Source organism: Pseudoalteromonas sp. NH0006-26, assembly GCF_057552415.1.
The window spans coordinates 161007-179461 of the sequence record NZ_BAAJMJ010000005.1 but is presented as its reverse complement, the minus strand read 5'-3'; the positions used below and the strand labels follow the sequence as shown (position 1 = coordinate 179461).

12 protein-coding genes and 1 pseudogene are annotated in these 18455 nt (G+C 39.3%); 2 read left to right on the top strand and 11 right to left on the bottom strand.

The window, feature by feature from the left end; translation table 11 throughout:
* Positions 1 to 304: 304 nt before the first annotated feature.
* The gene (locus tag AC27JR_RS09590; RefSeq protein ID WP_487173442.1) at positions 305 to 1117 is read left to right on the top strand and encodes an amino acid ABC transporter substrate-binding protein; all 813 of its coding nucleotides are present in this window, start codon (positions 305 to 307) and stop codon (positions 1115 to 1117) included.
* On the opposite strand, the gene AC27JR_RS09585 is transcribed toward AC27JR_RS09590, so the two are convergent.
* Complete coding sequence (locus AC27JR_RS09585) at positions 1114 to 2037, bottom strand: hypothetical protein (protein WP_487173441.1); 924 nt, start codon at positions 2035 to 2037, stop codon at positions 1114 to 1116. The two genes, AC27JR_RS09590 and AC27JR_RS09585, sit on opposite strands and share 4 nt — an antisense overlap.
* A gap of 174 nt (positions 2038 to 2211) precedes the next feature.
* Between AC27JR_RS09585 and AC27JR_RS09580 the strand changes: the two genes are divergently transcribed.
* A complete protein-coding gene (locus AC27JR_RS09580) occupies positions 2212 to 3111 on the top strand; it encodes a substrate-binding periplasmic protein (RefSeq protein ID WP_487173440.1) in 900 nt (299 codons plus the stop codon).
* A 26-nt stretch (positions 3112 to 3137) separates the two neighbouring features.
* Here AC27JR_RS09580 and AC27JR_RS09575 read toward each other — a convergent pair whose 3' ends face one another.
* The 10 genes and pseudogenes from AC27JR_RS09575 to AC27JR_RS09530 form a co-directional block, all read right to left on the bottom strand.
* Complete coding sequence (locus AC27JR_RS09575; protein ID WP_487173439.1) at positions 3138 to 4454, bottom strand: sensor domain-containing diguanylate cyclase; 1317 nt, start codon at positions 4452 to 4454, stop codon at positions 3138 to 3140.
* 258 nt (positions 4455 to 4712) lie between these two features.
* Positions 4713 to 4895: pseudogene (locus AC27JR_RS09570) on the bottom strand (IS481 family transposase); the annotation flags it as partial.
* Positions 4896 to 5016: 121 nt separating this feature from the next.
* Positions 5017 to 6912, bottom strand: coding sequence for a hypothetical protein (locus AC27JR_RS09565; RefSeq protein ID WP_487173438.1), 1896 nt, complete (start codon positions 6910 to 6912; stop codon positions 5017 to 5019).
* A 9-nt stretch (positions 6913 to 6921) separates the two neighbouring features.
* Entirely contained in the window at positions 6922 to 8013 is a 1092-nt protein-coding gene (locus AC27JR_RS09560; RefSeq protein ID WP_487173437.1) for a hypothetical protein, read from the bottom strand.
* Positions 8014 to 8079: 66 nt separating this feature from the next.
* Positions 8080 to 11157, bottom strand: coding sequence for a hypothetical protein (locus AC27JR_RS09555; protein WP_487173436.1), 3078 nt, complete (start codon positions 11155 to 11157; stop codon positions 8080 to 8082).
* 503 nt (positions 11158 to 11660) lie between these two features.
* Positions 11661 to 12836: a 2-methylaconitate cis-trans isomerase PrpF gene (gene prpF / locus AC27JR_RS09550; protein WP_487173435.1), complete on the bottom strand. Its 1176-nt coding sequence runs from the start codon at positions 12834 to 12836 to the stop codon at positions 11661 to 11663.
* Between the two features lie 13 nt (positions 12837 to 12849).
* Positions 12850 to 15459 carry a Fe/S-dependent 2-methylisocitrate dehydratase AcnD gene (gene acnD / locus AC27JR_RS09545; protein ID WP_487173434.1) on the bottom strand — a complete coding sequence of 870 codons (2610 nt, stop codon included), beginning with the start codon at positions 15457 to 15459 and terminating at the stop codon, positions 12850 to 12852.
* Positions 15460 to 15573: 114 nt separating this feature from the next.
* Positions 15574 to 16701: a bifunctional 2-methylcitrate synthase/citrate synthase gene (gene prpC, locus AC27JR_RS09540; RefSeq protein ID WP_076919060.1), complete on the bottom strand. Its 1128-nt coding sequence runs from the start codon at positions 16699 to 16701 to the stop codon at positions 15574 to 15576.
* A gap of 25 nt (positions 16702 to 16726) precedes the next feature.
* On the bottom strand, positions 16727 to 17605 hold the full coding sequence (gene prpB, locus AC27JR_RS09535) for a methylisocitrate lyase (protein ID WP_008109898.1): 879 nt from the start codon (positions 17603 to 17605) through the stop codon (positions 16727 to 16729).
* Positions 17606 to 17724: 119 nt separating this feature from the next.
* Positions 17725 to 18438, bottom strand: a complete 714-nt coding sequence (locus AC27JR_RS09530) for a GntR family transcriptional regulator (RefSeq protein ID WP_487173433.1) — start codon at positions 18436 to 18438, stop codon at positions 17725 to 17727.
* Positions 18439 to 18455 lie beyond the last annotated feature (17 nt).

The window sequence follows — 18455 nt, the reverse complement described above, 5'->3', positions numbered from 1 at the left end:
TCTCAAGAAAAAGCACTACCCTCTCTTAATTACCCTGTCCACAGGTCGCTGGTTCGAATCCACTCAGTCGTACCAATTCTAAAAGAACGTAGGTCGGTTAAGTGGCGAAGCCACGCCACCCGACTTTGGGGAAACACCAAAAAAAGCGCATGCCACTCTTAAATTCCGTTGCAAACATCGTATAACTACCCATTTAATTTAACTCAAAAAGTTAGAATACATTGCTTGATAATTCATACTATGTTAACAAATAGACTATCTTATAAATTGATACATCAAAAGCACGCTAAGGAAGGATTTAACTATGAAGTTTGTTACGCTCATTTTATTAGCCTTACTTGGTTTTTCAGTTGAAGAAGCTCATGCAAAAACAGTGGTTAAAGTAGGCGGTTATGAATTCCCTCCTTATATAGAGATTGTTGATGGACGTGCTTCTGGCCTTACTGTTGAGTTAATCAGCGAACTTAATAAAATGCAGCATTCTTATCATTTTGAATTGGTACTAACCACGCCAGTTCGTCGCTTTAAAGATTACCAAAAAGGCTTATTCGATTCAGTTTTTTTTGAAAACCCGGATTGGGGATGGCTGCAAGGGAATAATATAATTAGTAATTCCCCTGTTATAGCCACAGACAGTGAGGTATTTATTGCTTTAAAGCAATTTGCAAAGTCACAGGCTTGGTTTGATAATTTAGAAAATAGAACCTTGGTGGGTATTTTAGGCTACCATTACCCATTAGCAAATTATGAGAGTAACCCCGCAGTACTTGAAAACGAATATAAAATGACTTTATTAAGCAGTCATAAAAGAAGTATTGAATTGGTATTAAAAAAACGCAGCGATAGCGCCATCGTCACGCGTTCTTACTTAAACCAATACTTTAGCAAGTATCCAAAAAGCAAGCGTTTGCTACTTGTTTCTGAACGAATTGCACAAACCTATAACCATCAGTTATTACTTCGCCCAACCCACACCCTCGATATAAGCACTTTGTATAAATGGGTAAAACGAGCACTCGCGCAAGACAACATTGCAGCTAGACTAAAACAGCTTGGCCTTCAACAGCATCCCCTAACACCTTTACCTCTGCCTAGCCAAACGATTACTCCAAATTAATGGCAATAACTAGAAAACTTACTATTTTCATTATTTGTCGCAAAATCAACTAAGGTCATCAGTAAATCACTGTGTTTATGAGTAAAGCCAGTATTAGAAAGACGCTTTTCTAAATAGGCGGTAAAGTTTTTTCGCTGCTGGTGTTGGCTTTGTAATTTAATTAAAAGCTCAGACTGCTTTTGGTTAACTAATTGTGTTTCGTATATCGGGTCTTCATCCGGCCAATTCTCTACTGGTGAGCCCTTTTGTTGAAACACGAAATCACTGAGCGAGCGCTCTATTTGATTATAATCATGCTCCCCTAGCAGTTTCTCTATCTCTTTTAGTAAACTTGAGTACAAAACTCGGGGAAAAAGCTTATAAAAGTCATGATTTTTGAAAGGCTCACCAGAGGGTGTTTGCTGCCAATTTTCAAAGCTTGCTCGTAAAGCATGTACCAATATACGCCCTACATAATGGCTTTTTTGAAACGAGACACCTTGTGACTCTAACCGTGATAAAACATGGTTTAACCGTTGCTGTAAACTGCGTACCTCTAACTGTAGTTCGCTTTTTTGAGTCTCTAGCAATAGTATTTCGTCAGCACTTGTTGTTATTTTTTGTTCTAGCTTATTTATTTTAACTTGTGCACCATGAAACAAATCACGCGTATCTTTGAGTTCTGCCAATACACTTGCATTTTGTAATTTTATAGGCGAATTACCATTACCTGATTGGGTCGTGAGCCGTTTACTTTTGCATAATGCTTGGTTTAAGGCACGCTCTAATTTACTTTCTATTACTTGGCCAGACTTACTGCCTTTGAGCAACGTGGTTAAAGTTAAAGAAATATGCTTTTGATACCAATTTTGGATCTGCTCACACTGCACATCAGATAAATTAGCAAATGGATTATCTTCACTTATTGGCTTATTAGCCATAAAAGTTCCCTCTAATAATTATTATGTCGTATTTAAGTTAAATTACTTATAGTCGCATGTTAATAGCTATCGCTTTTTAAGGCTATATTTATATTAAAAGAACTTGACCATTTACGTTGTTTATTCCATATAACGCACTAAACTTATATGTACATATAAAAATGCATTATCCTTATGAGAATATTTTTAGTCGTAGCCTTACTTTTATCACTTTTTACTTACGCAGACCCTGCGCCTGTAACCTACTCTGTTGACGATAAAAATATTACCCTCTCTGGCGAAAAATACAAAAGTGGTTACGGTTATAATTTAGAGGCTGATACCGTCCTTCGTTTGGTTACACTCAACTGGCCTCCTTATATAGATGATAACCTCTGCAATAAAGGCTGGCTCTATCAGCTCACAGTAAGCATGCTGGTAAAACGTGGTTATGGCGTTCATATTGAATTTTACCCTTGGGCTCGCGCGGTGCGTGAAGCAGAACTAGGCAAAGCCGATATATTATTCCCTGAGTACTATATTACTGACGATGTTATGTCTGAAAATATTTTAACCAAGACACGAAATCAATTATTGGCGCTATCTGAACCTATTCCGGGTGGCGACTTATCATTTGTGGCACTTAAAGATCACACTATTGACTACGATGGCAGTATTAATTCTGTAAAAAATAGGGTGATGGGCGTGGTTCGTTCATATAAGAACAGTGATGAATTAGATGAACTTATTGATCAAGGTAAAATAAAAACCATTGTTGCTAACAGTGAATATCAGCTTATTCACTTGCTTTTAAACGGTCGCGTTGAACTTATTGTCGCCGATTTAGAAGTACTCAAGGCCAGCATTTATAAATCACTTTTATCAAATAGAGATAAAAAAATGATGCTAAATGCCCTCGTTGCACTATCACCAAGTATAGAATACAAAGCCTTGTACTATGAAATAAGTAAAAGCACGGCTAACTGGCAATCTATATTAGCTGACATCAACGCTGAAATTGTCATTATGCGTAAGAATAACACTTTTGAAAGCTTTATAAACAATAAAAAGCAACAGTGCTACAACCTAGGATAACCCTTAATAAACTAAATAAAATTGCCTTAGTCTGCTGTTTTCAAATCTGTACCATATAGGTTTTCATTAAACACCACGGTTTGATCACGGCCTGTGTTTTTTGCTCTATAAAGTGCTTTATCCGCATTTTTTAATAAGCCTTGCAAAGTGCAAGACTCAGAGGTTAAGCTCGATACCCCGTTACTCACTGTGTAACTGACATACTGACCACAGGGTAACTCAACCGGATTATCTTTTAAAAAATCCTGAAGCTTTGCTAATGTTTTAACTACAGTAGTAACACATTTATCCTGCGAAACAATGCAAAACTCCTCACCGCCCAAACGCGCTACAATGTCATTATTGTCCCAAAATGATTTGAACGTTTCAGCAATACTTTGTAAGACCAAGTCACCACCTTCATGGCCAAACTCATCGTTTATACGCTTAAAATGATCAATATCTATCATAGTTAGCGTTAAATGCTGTTCATTTTTAAAACAGGTATCAAGTGCAAGTGTACTCGATTCAATAAATCCTCTACGGTTAAGTAAATTTGTAAGAGGATCTTTAATCGTTAAGTCTTTTAACTGCGCTTGATACTGTTTCATTTTAGTAATATCACGCTCAATAGCCGCATAATAAGCCACTTCACCCAAGGCATTTTTTAGTGGAAAAATATTCATATCAATCCAATAAGGCTCACCTGACTTTTTATAATTAAGTATTTGCTCTGACACTTGCTGTTTATTTTCTAGCGCATGCCTTATTTTATCTCGCGTTGTTTGCTGAGTTTGAGGGCCTTGTAAAATTCGTGGCGTTTTTCCTCTAACTTCATCTAAATGATACCCCGTTAATTTAGTGAATGACTGGTTTGCATAAACAATTTTAGGTCCATTTTCAATGATTGGGTCAGCCTCAGTAACCAAAATAACATCATTAGCAAGTTCAACTATCTCTTTAAATGGAATCGTTTGTTTTTGATGAGTTATATCAATAAAGGTGGTCACTACCTCTGCGAGGTTATTATTTTCATCAAACTCTGGATAGGCGTTGCACAATACCCAAGTTATTTCTTCACATGAGCCATCACAAATACCTAGCTCAATATTACTGATCGGTTTTTTACTATTAATAACTAAACTAACGGGATGTTTATCAACACTGAGAGGTTTACGCAGTTCGTCAATTAGATTCCATTGACTATCAAAAACGTCATGCCCTAAAGCTTGCTTTTGTGTGATACGTAAAATACTTAATGCAGCAGGGTTTGCATAAACAATACTGCTATCAGGAGCATGCACAACCACTCCTGCATGCAAGTTTTTGATTAATTTTTCTGCATTAAGCCTAGATAAATCCATTAACAACTCCACTCACGGGCATCAGTGTTTCATAATAAAAACTAAATATATGTGAATATTTCTATTTAGAATAGAAAAACATTTTTATATTAATGACAAAAATTAGGGTTTGGTAAAATCACTTTAAAAAGGTTAGCGAGTTTAAAGTTAATAAAATAAAAATTACTTTCCGTATATACAACTGCTTATAAAGATTTTAGCTGTACTAGCTCAGACTTGATCTGACAGTTACCCGTTTTTTAATCGGTGACTGTCAGTCTAGATTTGAGCTAAATTTTTCTCAGCCCAGATCAATTTTCCATCTAATAAAGTTTCTAATGGCGTTCTGCCACAGCATATTTTTCCTTGATGAGTTCAGTCATTATTGTAATAAATCATCCATTCGTCTAGATCCTTTTGCAACTCCTCTAATGAGCTATATAGCTTTTTACGGAATGTAACTTATTGGGTGTCTAGCAAACTATGGGAAGTCCAAAAATCTTAGCTTTTTAAAAAAGAGTTCTCATAAAACGTTGAGAACTCTTTTAAATAACTCGACAGAGTATTTAAATACCTATTAATATTAAAATAACGATTCAAAGTCTCCATTTGGAAACAGTACTCCAGGTATCCCTCTTACAGCAGTTACTTTAGCGATTTTTGTATCACCAAAATACAAGCCTCCACTATAATCACGGCCTTTCTGCTTAAGTTCTAACCAGCGTCCATTAGCGCCACTGACCACAAGATTAATATTACCTTTGATATCCCTGATCTGTATATCTAACCCTCGATTTTGCAAGCTAACAAAAAAGTCACTTGAACTAAGTCTTGGTCTATTGTCAATTTTCCCAGCATAAGCAAACTTAAAATCATTTGCTCCGTTTAACGGAAAATCTAGCTCAAAAGAATAAACCAAGTCATCATTTTCATCTCCCTTGAAAGGTGATGTTTCTAAGGCTGTAATATGGAAGTCTATGCTTTGTATATTGCTTACATATTTACCATTAAAGTCGAAAGAAGATAAGATATTTACTACCTTGCTAAGAGAGTTTAGATCGCGTTTCAACTTGAGTGATAATTCCCCCTCAAGTTGACTTGCCTCTTTATTAATCTCTAGGCTTACTGTTAGGTCAGCTATTCCTGTATCTGTATCTGTATCTGTATCAGAGTTTTGATTATTGCTATCATCTGTACCATCTAACTGCACTAACAATTTACTGGAAGTTATATTAAGTGACGTACTTCCGTTGATAATTGAAGCACTCAAAACACCTTCGACTCTATCTCCTAACACGCCACTAATTCTAAAGTTAGGAATAGTTAAATCAATGACCACAGCTAAACCATCATAAGTCCCTGTTATTGCCCAAGAGTAAGGAGATTTATTGTAATCAATATCTAAACCGTCTATTTCATATTGGCCTGCAGGTATTAACTCATCAGCTACAGGCGAATAATTAGTAATAACCACATCTAATACATTAACAAGTACGTCTAATGTCATCTTAGTGCTTTCATCAAACGCACTTTCAAGCTCTTCGAGCCTTGTATTCAATGTATCTAAGGAGCTTGCTTCTTGAAGCCTTGCAACACCAATAATATCGCGTATATCTACTAATAACTCTCTTGAGTCATAGCTCAGTTCACCGCTTCTTAGTGTATTCCATTCTAAATTAGTGGTTATACTCGCTATCGTTTGTTTTACTTGCCCCGCCACACTCTGTAGCTGAGTATTATCTTGCTCGGAAATTAAATTTTCAGTTATAAACTGTGTAGCTAACAGGCTGTAATTTTGCCAGTCATGTGGAATTGTTTCAGCGTCTATAAACTCTTCAAAAGCATTTTCAACACTAAAAGTATTATCCATTGCGCCAGCTACAATGGCCGCGTATGTAAATGCATTAGTAACCATTTGAGCTTCGACTTTTGCAGGTAAGCTACTGTGGGTTAAATGATAAAACGGTGTTGCAGATAAACTAGGCAACGAAGCACTAAAACCTCTTTCGGTAATCGCCTTGCTCATCGGCGATAAATAAACAACATTAGCCCCTGGCGCACCAAATACTTCAGCTTTATAGTTTAGCTCTACAGATGTTGCTTCTTGATAATCAATTAAACGGTTTTCATTCAAATCATTAACATCTCCTCGAAAGGTTCTACCGCAACCACTTAATCGGGGGCAATTTAGTCTGGTATCTGTAGGGATAAACTCAAAAGTATAAAAGCTAAGGGCTGCTACTTTTATGTTCACATTATTAATATCTTCAACTTTTAATGATTCCTGTAAAACATTATTACTATCAAAAATATTTAGTGTACCTTGCGGTAATTGCCAATTGGCCACATAAACCTCAATAGATGAAAGCGTTGAAATTTCAGTGACATTATTAACACTCTCTGCACTATTATTTTCAGATGAACCGCCGCATGCAGCTAATAATATAGCCATCCCTATAGGTATAATTTTTTTATACATTATAAATCCTTAAAAATTAATATTTAGGTAGCAATTCACATTTGCATAGTAGGCTTTATCTAAATCAAGATTATCTGTTTTTAAATTAAGACCAAAATATTTACTCTCCACACCTATTAAAAATGCTTCACTTTTTGTTTCAAAACCAGCCTGCACAGCCCAATGATCCCAAAAGTGAATTCGCCCTTTGAGTTGATTAAAGGTATCTTTGTCATAATTTTTAATTGTTAACTGAGTAGAATAACGCTCACTAATTCTATAATCCGCGAAAACCCTAAAACGAGTTATCATTTCTAAATCACGGTTTTGAGTATTGCCAAATGCAGAAGTTTGTAACGACACTAATGGCTGGGTCACAACATTCCCATTATCATCTTTACTAAATGGTACATCTGTAGTTTGGCCTCTAACGTAACCACTATTGTCATAATCTGTTTTGTAAAATAAATCTTTAATACTTAAACCTACTTTAAAGTCATTACTCACTTGCCAATCAACAAATAAATCAAAGCTGTAACCCATTCCTTTAGGATTATTTTCCGGTGTAAACTTTTTAAATAATATATCTTTTGAGAAGCTATAATCCACCAAAATACTTCCCTCTAGTTCATCACTAAAAATTTGGCCATTTACTGATGCATCTTGAAAGTGGGTACTTGCAAAAACGGAAACTTTTGGTGTAATTGTTAGAGAGTTATTTTGTAAAAAATTAAAATCGTAAGAAAGAAATACCCCATTTGTTGTAGCTTGCTTACCATCTAAGCGATAAGTGTAAAACCTGTCTTCAAAAGCTAAGTTATTTTTTTCTGTATGGGTATAAAGAGCCGTATCAGGATCAAAGTTCAGCACATAGTCATAACGACTTTGAAAACCAAACTTAAAGCCCGAATAACTGACCCCTAGTTCAAATATATTGTAAGTAAACGCACTGTCACCTGACTTTAATGGGGCATCAAAGTCATCAACAAATGCTGCAACCGGCTGTGCTTCGGTATATATTTCTGCATCGAACTGTGAAAATACTTGAAATTGATTGCTTGCAGATGAAAGAGGGGAAATGAAAGCAGCTGTAAATCCTAACAAGAGAATTTTTTTTGTCATAATTTTTAATCTCTTAATATAAAAAAGGGAAAAGCTTAATGCTCTTCCCTTTTGAGGGTTTAAATATTACTTAGTTAAATCAATAAATGTAACATCTGTGTAGTTTATTGTGTCTCCGTCAATATAAGAGATTGATATTCCGTTGGTAACTTTAGTTACCGTACCGAATGACATCATTTTATCATTGTACATTGCTTTAACATCACCACTGTAACCTGCAGACTCCGTACCCATCATTTTTAATGTGTAACCCATTGCGGCATCATCATTAACCATAATTTCTAAAGTACTTTTATCCTCAGCACCACTACCATCAACCATACCGACAACTTTAAAGCCTAAGTCACCGGAATTGCCCTCCAAGGTAACAGTCGCAACATCGATTGTATCGTTACCGATGACGTTTAATCTACCCTCAAAGCCAGAGGCACCATCCATAATACTAATATTATTCCAAGCTTTAATATCTGTCATTAGTGCATCATCAACTGTACCAGCGTCTACCGTTCTATCAAAGGTAATCGATAAGCATGAGTCTATATCTTTAGGGTTTGTGATAGTTCCAGCTACAAAGTCTTCACACTCTTTAAGTGCTTCTGCTTGATTGGTATTTGTAATGAGTGACACCGATTCGCCATTACTACCTTTTAGTGTAGCCCCCCATGCAACTACTAATTTATCACCTTGATAAGAGGCTATCGCACTTATCATTTCTTGGGTTGTATCATTAGTAAGTTTTAATGTTAGGTCATCCAGACTGTAATCATAAGCCCATTCAGGTTGAGATGAGGAGTTACCTGTTCCTGAATTACCACTGCTTGCTAATTCATCAATTACATCAGACAGTACATCCGCTGAAGTTACAATTGCATCACCACCAGAACTAGTTAACACTGTCATCGTCGCTAACGACTCTGACGTAGCTTTTACCTCTCTAGTTGCAACATCAAGCAGGGCTTTAGTTTGTAGTTCTAATGCCTTTTCAAATTGCTCATCAGCTAGTGCCGCTTGAGTAACAGCTGCAGCTCTCATTTGAATAGCGCCTGCAATCAAATTAGCTGCTTCATCTGCTTCAGAGGAGTCATCGGTAGCTTTTTTTGCATACGATTGTGCCGCTGCTAATGCTTTCGATATCGCAAGTTCTAACTGATCAACAGCCTCTACAAAGTCAGACGCGGCATCAATTGCTGTCTCCACAAGGCTTACAGCGTCAAGGCTTCCAGAATCAACAGCTGCTTGAGCTGCAGAAAGCGCGTTTGTAGAAACTGACTCAGCAGTTGTAGCTAATGTTTGTTTAGCATCAGCCTTAGCCTCCGCTTTCAACGCAATTCTCTTTGCAACTTCAACATCGATATTGAAATCTGAAATTACTTTTTCTGATTCTTTAATTAAAATTTTCAGGGCTTTCGAGAAAGCTAAAACCTCACCAGCTTCCGCTTTGGTACCAGCTCTAAGTGCCTTGGCGTCGTCCAAAATCTGTGAGTAGTCAGAGCTTCTAGAAGTGAGTAATTTGGCCCCCCCCATATATCCTCGGGCTTTTGTAAATAATGCTTTAGAAATACTTACTAACCTAGATTCCTCGGCTTCACTTTCTAGTTCTACTACAGCCAATACGAATGCAATTGCATCATCAGCATCTACAATTGCATCTCCCCCTAAGCCTTGAACAGCGAGTAGATCTGCTTGTGCAGAATCCACAGAATCTTGTAACTTAGTAAGGTTCATTTCTGTCATATCAATTTGCTTTGATAACTCAGCAGCTAATTTAGCAAAAAAATCAGTACCTACAATACACTCGCTACCTGCACATCCAAGCTTTGATAATACTTTTTGAATTGTTTTACCCAAGTTAGTTAAAGCCGCGTTAGTTGCAGCTCCATTTTTAACGCCTTTATCTTTTGCCTTTTTAATTTTTTTAGCTATCAGTGCTGAATTTGAAGCAAAGTTTGCAATATCAGACGCTGAAGCTGATGGGTTCATAGCAATAAAAGCAGCCTCCAGCGCTGCCTTTATGTCATTCTCACCACCTGTTGCAGCAGCAACAAAAATACTCGCAGTAATATTTACTGCAATTTGAATTAGATCCTCATCAGCTGCAGTTTCAGAGTCACTATTAAGAGTTGAGTTCGATGTTTGAATACCAAAGCTGTTGACCCCCGCCGCAAAAGATTCAGTCTTAACGTTATTAACCATTTGATTAATAGCATCAGTAATAGAAGGTAAGCTTTGAACTGATGAAGCAAGTTGAGTGAGAATTAAAACTGCTGCATTTAGCTCTTCATCGCCCTCAATATTACTTAAATCAATTGCACCTCCTACTGAGAGGTCTGTATTTAAAGCGGCAAGTAAAATAGCCGAATCAGGACCTAGTACTTTAATTACTGAGTTTAAGCTTGCAGATGCTATAGCGTCGTCATCAATAGAAACACTTTCGCTCATAAGAAGCTTTGCTACAACTGAGGTTAAAAGTGTTGTATTGGCAGTATAAGCTCGCTCAGGATTTATATCGCTTTGTGAATCATCAGCCTCAGGTTCTTCAATGTACTTTACCACAGAGAGCTCAAGGTCAGTTTTGTACCATTCTCCAAATTCAATATTATTATCACCATCATTCTCTTCATCTACTGCTGGTGCTACTGAATATTCACCACAACCTAAATATGCATCACAACGTAAAAAGCTATCGTCACTCTCTGCTAATGTTTTTACAGTAATGTAAACAGGGCCAGTAAAATCATCTTCCAAATATATACTGTATCCACCACTGTTATTGGTAACTACAGTATCAGGGTTACCTTCTATTTTGCTTGCCTCAACCGCTAAGTTTGCAGCTTCTTGAGATGACGCTTCAGCCATAAACGTTTCTGTTTCTTCTGAAGCTGATAGTCTAAATGCCACAGGAACAGTTTCACCTGCTTCGTTTAATGTCATTACGCTAACAGCTGCTTGTTTCATTGTACCCTTAACAGCTTTACCTGTGATCTCTACATTAAATTGAGCATCATCCGATGCGGTTACCACCTGAACGGGGGGAACAGGTGGAACATATTTGTTTCCATCATTGTCAGTACCACAAGCTGATAAACCAAGTGTAAGAGCAATTGAAGTAGCAACCGGTGTGACTTTGATTATGCGCTTTGTCATTTATTTCTCCTTGATAGCCTATTATGACTAATAGATTTATTAGTAATGTACATCCTTTAGAGAAAATCTAAGCTCTCTAATATATTGATAAATGATAATAAAATCCTAAAGCAGATAGTGTTATGCGTAAATCAAAGAAACAACGAGCATAAAGATTTATTTTTTACTCAATACTTTAGCGCTATATAAAACACAATCAAAAACATTTTATTAACAGAAAAACATACCCTAGATATAATCTAGTCTGTTAATCTTATTCTTCAAGTGACTCAGGGATATAAAGCAAAAAAAAACAAACACTGAGTATTTAAAAGCTTATTTATAAAAGTAGAGATTTTAATAGTGGGTAAATTAGAGCTTGAGAACTAACAAACTTTATTTAACGTATTTAAGGGGGGGAAATTAAGGCTTGAGTTTAAGTGTTTGGTGCCTTTAAAACTTAAAGTGTAGGATGCCAATCGGTAAACCTGATTGGCATTTTAAGAAGAATAATAAAAAATATATTACAATTGAATAAGTGGGGTTCGTACGACACCTTCCATTAACACACGGGCACTGCGGCTCATACTAGCTTTGCTAACCTGCCATTGGCCATGTGTAACAACCGCCTCTGCACCCACTTTTAATGTGCCAGAAGGGTGACCAAAATTAACTTCATTAATGGCTCCGCCACCAGCGGCAGCATTAACTAAGGTGCCTTCTATCGCGGCCGCTGTACCAATAGCAACCGCGGCTGTGCCCATCATGGCATGATGTAACTTACCCATCGACATGGCACGAACCAATATACTTATATCGCTGGCATTGATGTGCTTACCACTTGAGGCTGTGTAGTCTTTTGCTGGAGCAACAAAAGCCACTTTAGGTGTATGTTGGCGTGCTTGCGCTTCATTAATATTCTTAATTAAGCCCATTTTTACCGCGCCATGGGCACGAATGCTTTCAAGCATAGTTAACGCCGCATTATCGCTATTAATATCATCTTGCAGCTCTGTACCGGTGTAACCAATATCCGCTGCATTTACAAAAATAGTCGGAATACCTGCGTTGATCATGGTTGCTTTTAACGTGCCCACGCCTGGCACTTCTAAGTCATCCACCACATTACCTGTTGGGAATAACGCGCCATCACCATCAGCAGGGTCAATAAATTCCAGCTTTACTTCAGCGGCAGGAAAGGTAACACCATCTAACTCAAAGTCACCGGTTTCTTGTACTTGAGCGTTGGTCATCGGTACATGCACTAAAATGCTTTTTTTAATGTTAGCCTGCCATACACGCACAATAGCAATTCCATTATCAGGCACTCTGCTTTTATCAACTAAACCATTGCTAATGGCAAATGCGCCCACAGCAGAGGTTAAATTACCGCAGTTGCCACTCCAATCTACAAACGCTTTATCAATCGCGACTTGACCAAATAAATAGTCTACATCGTGATCAGCTTGTGTGCTTTTACTTAAAATAACCGTTTTACTGGTGCTTGATGTTGCGCCACCCATACCATCAGTTTGTTTACCATAAGGATCGGGGCTACCAATAACGCGCAGTAATAAGTTATCGCGCGCCTCACCTGCCACTTGGGCAGATGCGGGTAAATCGGTTAAATTAAAAAACACGCCTTTACTGGTGCCGCCACGCATATAGGTCGCTGGCACTTTAATTTGTGGTTTAAACATCTGTTTTATATCCTTATGATGCTTGCGTTGCTTCTAAAAAATCTTGTGCAAAGCGTTGCAATACACCGCCTGCAGCATAAATAGAAAGCTCTTCTTGCGTATCTAATCGACATTTCATTGGCACAGTGACTACTTCACCATTTTTACGGGTGATCACTAATTCTAAAGTTGCCCCTGGTGCTGGTTCGCCTTTTACATCATAGCTTTCGCTACCATCTAGGTTAAGTGTTTTGCGGGTTGTACCTGCAGCAAATTCCAGTGGTAGCACACCCATACCAATGAGATTAGTACGGTGAATACGCTCAAACCCTTCAGCTGCAATAACCTGAACACCTGCAAGCCTTACGCCTTTTGCTGCCCAATCGCGAGACGAACCTTGACCATAGTCAGCACCTGCAACAATAATAAGCGGTTGCTTACGTTGCATGTAGGTTTCGATGGCTTCCCACATACGCGTATTTTTACCCTCAGGCTCTATGCGCGCGTACGAACCTTGCTTCACTTCGCCGTTTTCATCCAATACCATTTCGTTCAATAGTTTAGGGTTTGCAAATGTAGCGCGCTGCGCGGTTAAGTGATCGCCTCGGTGGGTAGCATAGGAGTTAAAGTCTTCTTCTGGTACGTTCATTTTAGTTAAGTATTCACCTGCCGCGCTACTTGCCATAATTGCATTAGAAGGTGATAAATGATCGGTTGTAATGTTATCGCCAAGTACTGCTAATGCACGCATCCCACTCATACTGCGCTCACCTGCTAATGCCCCTTCCCAATAAGGAGGGCGGCGAATATAGGTACTTTCTGGACGCCAATCGTATAATGGGTCGTTATCTTCGCCGTAATCAACGGTTAAGTTAAACATTGGCTCGTATACTTTTCTAAACTGCTCAGGCTTAACACTTTGCTTGATCACTGCATCTATTTCTTCATCAGATGGCCATAGATCTTTTAAGGTTACATCGTTACCTTGCTGATCCTTACCGAGGATATCTTTTTCTATATCAAAACGAATGGTACCGGCAATAGCATAAGCTACTACAAGGGGTGGAGACGCTAAAAACGCTTGCTTAGCATACGGATGAATACGACCATCAAAGTTACGGTTACCCGAAAGCACCGCTGTTGCGTATAAATCGCGATCAATCACTTCTTGTTGAATTTTAGGGTCTAGTGCACCACTCATGCCGTTACAGGTAGTACAGGCAAAACCAACAATACCAAAACCAAGTTGTTCTAGCTCTGGTAATAATTTTGCATCCTCAAGGTACGATTGCACTGCTTTAGAGCCCGGTGCCAATGAAGTTTTAACCCAAGGTTTACGCATTAAACCTTTTGCATTGGCGTTACGTGCCAATAAACCTGCCGCAATTACATTGCGCGGGTTACTGGTATTAGTACAGCTAGTAATAGCGGCAATAATACAGGCACCATCTGGCATTAAACCTTCTTCGTTTTCAACAACACCCGAAATACCTTGCGCTGCTAAATCGCTAGTAGATACACGACGATGCGGATTTGAAGGCCCTGCAATGTTGCGCCCTACACTTGATAAATCAAATTTAAGTATACGGTCGTAATGCGCTGTTTTTAAGCTATCGCTCCATAACCCTGCTGTTTTAGCGTAGTTTTCTACTAATGCAATTTGCTCTTCATCACGACCTGTTAAACGTAAGTAATCAATAGTTTTATCGTCGATGTAGAACATAGCCGCGGTTGCGCCAAATTCTGGGGTCATGTTAGAAATGGTTGCTCTGTCACCCAGGGTTAGTGCATCAGCACCCTCACCGTAAAATTCGAGGTAAGTCGATACCACACGTTGCTCACGTAAAAATTCGGTGATAGCCAGTACAATATCGGTTGCAGTGATGCCTGGTTGGCGTTTACCGGTAAGCTCTACACCAACAATATCGGGTAAACGAATGTACGATGCGCGCCCTAGCATTACGCTTTCTGCCTCAAGGCCGCCCACGCCAACAGCAATCACACCTAACGCATCAACATGCGGTGTATGGCTGTCGGTACCTACTAGCGTGTCTGGGAATGCAATACCGTCACGGTTTTGAATTACTGGTGACATTTTTTCAAGGTTAATTTGATGCATGATGCCATTGCCCGGCGGGATCACATCAATATTTTTAAACGCAGTTTTAGTCCAGTTGATAAAATGAAAACGGTCATCGTTGCGTCTGTCTTCAATGGCGCGGTTTTTCTCAAATGCTTCAGGGTCAAAGCCTGCATGCTCTACCGCTAACGAGTGATCGACAATTAATTGTGTTGGCACAACCGGATTTACTTTTGCAGGATCGCCGCCTTTTGCAGCAATAGCGTCGCGCAGGCCCGCTAAATCAACTAAAGCGGTTTGCCCTAAAATATCGTGACATACAACGCGTGCCGGATACCACGGAAAGTCTAAATCTTGCTTGCGCTCAATAATTTGGCTAAGCGCATCGGTTAACATATCGGGTTCACAGCGGCGCACTAAGTTTTCGGCAAATACCCGCGAACTGTAAGGCAGTGTGGCGTAAGCGCCCGGTTTAATGGCATCTACCGCGGCTTGGGTATCGTAATAATCTACATTTGAGCCTGGTAATGGCTTACGGTATTGGGTGTTATTAATAATGGTCATAATAAATTCGCTAATTTGGTGACGGGGATGAACAAGACAAAAGCGCTACAATGAGTAATCATCAGCGCTATAAACAATAAAAGGTGAGCTAGGCTCACCTTAAACGCTAACTAATTAGCCTCTTGATTCAATTGGCGTGTAGCTACGCGCATCTGGCCCTGTGTAATCAGCACTTGGGCGAATAATACGGTTATTTGCGCGCTGCTCTTTTACGTGAGCTGTCCAACCGGTTACACGGCTCATTACAAAGATAGGCGTAAACAACTTAGTAGGAATACCCATAAAGTGATACGCCGATGCATGGAAAAAGTCAGCATTACAGAATAACTTCTTCTCACGCCACATTACTTCTTCGCAGCGAACTGATACTGGGTAAAGTACATCGTCACCCACTTCTGCCGCTAATTTTTCAGACCATTTTTTAATAATAACATTACGCGGATCCGACTCACGGTAAATAGCGTGGCCAAAGCCCATAATTTTATCTTTACGCTCAAGCATGCCCATAAGCGCGTCTTCAGCTTGATCAGCACTGCTAAAGCTTTCAATCATATCCATTGCGGCTTCGTTTGCGCCACCATGCAGTGGGCCACGTAAAGTACCAATTGCACCAGTTACACAAGAATGGATATCAGAAAGCGTTGACGCACACACTCGACCGGTAAAGGTAGAGGCATTAAACTCGTGCTCTGCGTACAAAATTAGTGATACATTCATCACTTGTGCAAATAATTCACTTGGCGCTTTATCGTGTAATAGCGTTAAAAAGTGTGCGCCTACTGAATCATCATCAGTTTGTGTTTCAATGCGAACACCGTCATGGGTAAAACGATACCAGTAACAAATAATACTTGGGAAAATTGCCACCATGCGGTCAATCGCATCGTTTGCTTCGCTAAAGTCGTTTTCCATTTCAAGGTTACCTAACATAGAACAGCCTGTACGCATTACATCCATTGGGTGTGCGTCTTTAGGAATGTTCTCAAGCACTGTTTTTAGTGCCTTTGGTAAACCGCGTAAACTTTTAAGTTTAGCTTTGTACTCTGCCAATTCACTTGATGTTGGTAACTCGCCGCGAGAAAGTAAAAACGACACTTCTTCAAACTGCGCTTTTTCAGCCAGTTCGCTAATGTCGTAACCACAGTAAGTTAAACCTGAGCCTGTTTGCCCTACTGTACATAATGCTGTTTGTCCTGCTACTTGGCCACGTAAGCCTGCGCCACCTAATGCTTTATCTACCATGATTTGTCTCCTGTTGAATTTTTTATTATTTGTCAGATTTTGCTGAAAAAAGGTTATCTAGCGTGTTTTCGTACGAGTGATAATCTAAAAAGTCGTAAAGCTCTGCACGCGTTTGCATGTTTTCAATTTGGCTTTGTTGCGACCCTTCATTCAAAATAGCCGAGTACACATTAAGTGCTGCTTTGTTCATTGCTCTAAATGCACTTAATGGATAAAGCACCATTTCTACGCCCACATCGCTTAACTGCTCTTTGGTATAAATAGGTGTTTGGCCAAACTCGGTAATGTTGGCTAAAATCGGCACATTAATCGCCTTGCTAAATGCTTGGTAATCAGCAAGGTCATGAACGGCTTCTGCAAAAATGGCATCGGCACCGGCTTCAACACACGCTGCTGCACGGTCTATTGCTGCGTTCAAGCCTTCTTTTTGAAATGCATCAGTACGCGCCATAATGTAAAAATCGCTATCGGTTTTTGCATCTACTGCGGCTTTAATACGGTCAACCATTTCAGCTTGGGTAACTATTTCTTTATTAGGACGATGGCCACAACGCTTTTGCGCTACTTGGTCTTCAATATGAAAGCCTGCTGCACCCGCTTTAGTCATTTCTTTAACGGTACGGGCAATATTAAACGCCCCGCCCCAACCTGTATCGGCATCTACTAACAATGGTAAATCGCTCGCACCGGTAATACGGCGAATATCTTCAAGTACGTTATCAAGGCTGGTCATGCCTAAATCTGGCATACCAAATGAAGCATTAGCCACACCCGCCCCCGACAAGTAAATAGCCTGATGACCCATTTTTTCAGCCATCATCGCGGTATACGCGTTTATAGTACCCACAACCTGTAACGGGTGGTTATTTGCAATTGCCTGTTTAAATTTTAATCCTGCTGACATTACCTTCTCCTAACTTTGAACGGGGCTGCTCTTTGGCAGCTTAGTATTTTTTAAAAATGTGACATCTGTATTAGGGTCTATTGACCTTTCAGGGTTTAATCCGCAAAGATCAACAGAATCTAGTTAGCCATTTCATTTTGAGTGGCTTGTACTGATTGATATCCATCAAATTTTGTTTGTATATTCGCTTGAGAAGCGCTTATATGGCGCTTCATTAGCATTTCGGCCAGCTCACCATCATGGTTTTCTATGGCGTTTATAATCGCTAAATGTTCGTCAAACGCTTTCGATACGCGTGGCCCTACCATGCCCATTTGTACACGGTACATTCTTATTAATTGGTACAGATCGTGGCATAACAAATGAATTAAGTGCGCGTTTTTACTGCCTTTGATTATTCTGTAATGAAAATCTAAGTCGCCTGCTTCTTGATAGTACGACTCACCTTCTTTAACACGCTGAGTTTGCAAATGCTGATTAAGTAATTGTTTTAAGCCTTGTACTTCATCTGGTTCCATATTGTCGGCAGCTAGGCGGCATGCAAGTCCCTCAAGGGCACTGCGCACTTGATACACCTCAATTAAACGCTCTGCGGTTAATGCCACAACACGGCAACCTATATTGGCTTTACGCTCAACTAAGTAACAGCTTTCTAAACGGTTTAATGCCTCTCTAAGGGTTGCACGGCTTACACCATAACGCTTTGCAAGCTCTGGCTCTGATATTTTACTGCCTTGTGCAATGCTGCCTTCTACTATTTCGCGGCGCATATCTACAAACACTTTATCGGAAGCGGTTGTAACTGCGGTGTCGTTTAAAAAGTGCTGTGTCATAAAGTATTTTTATATTG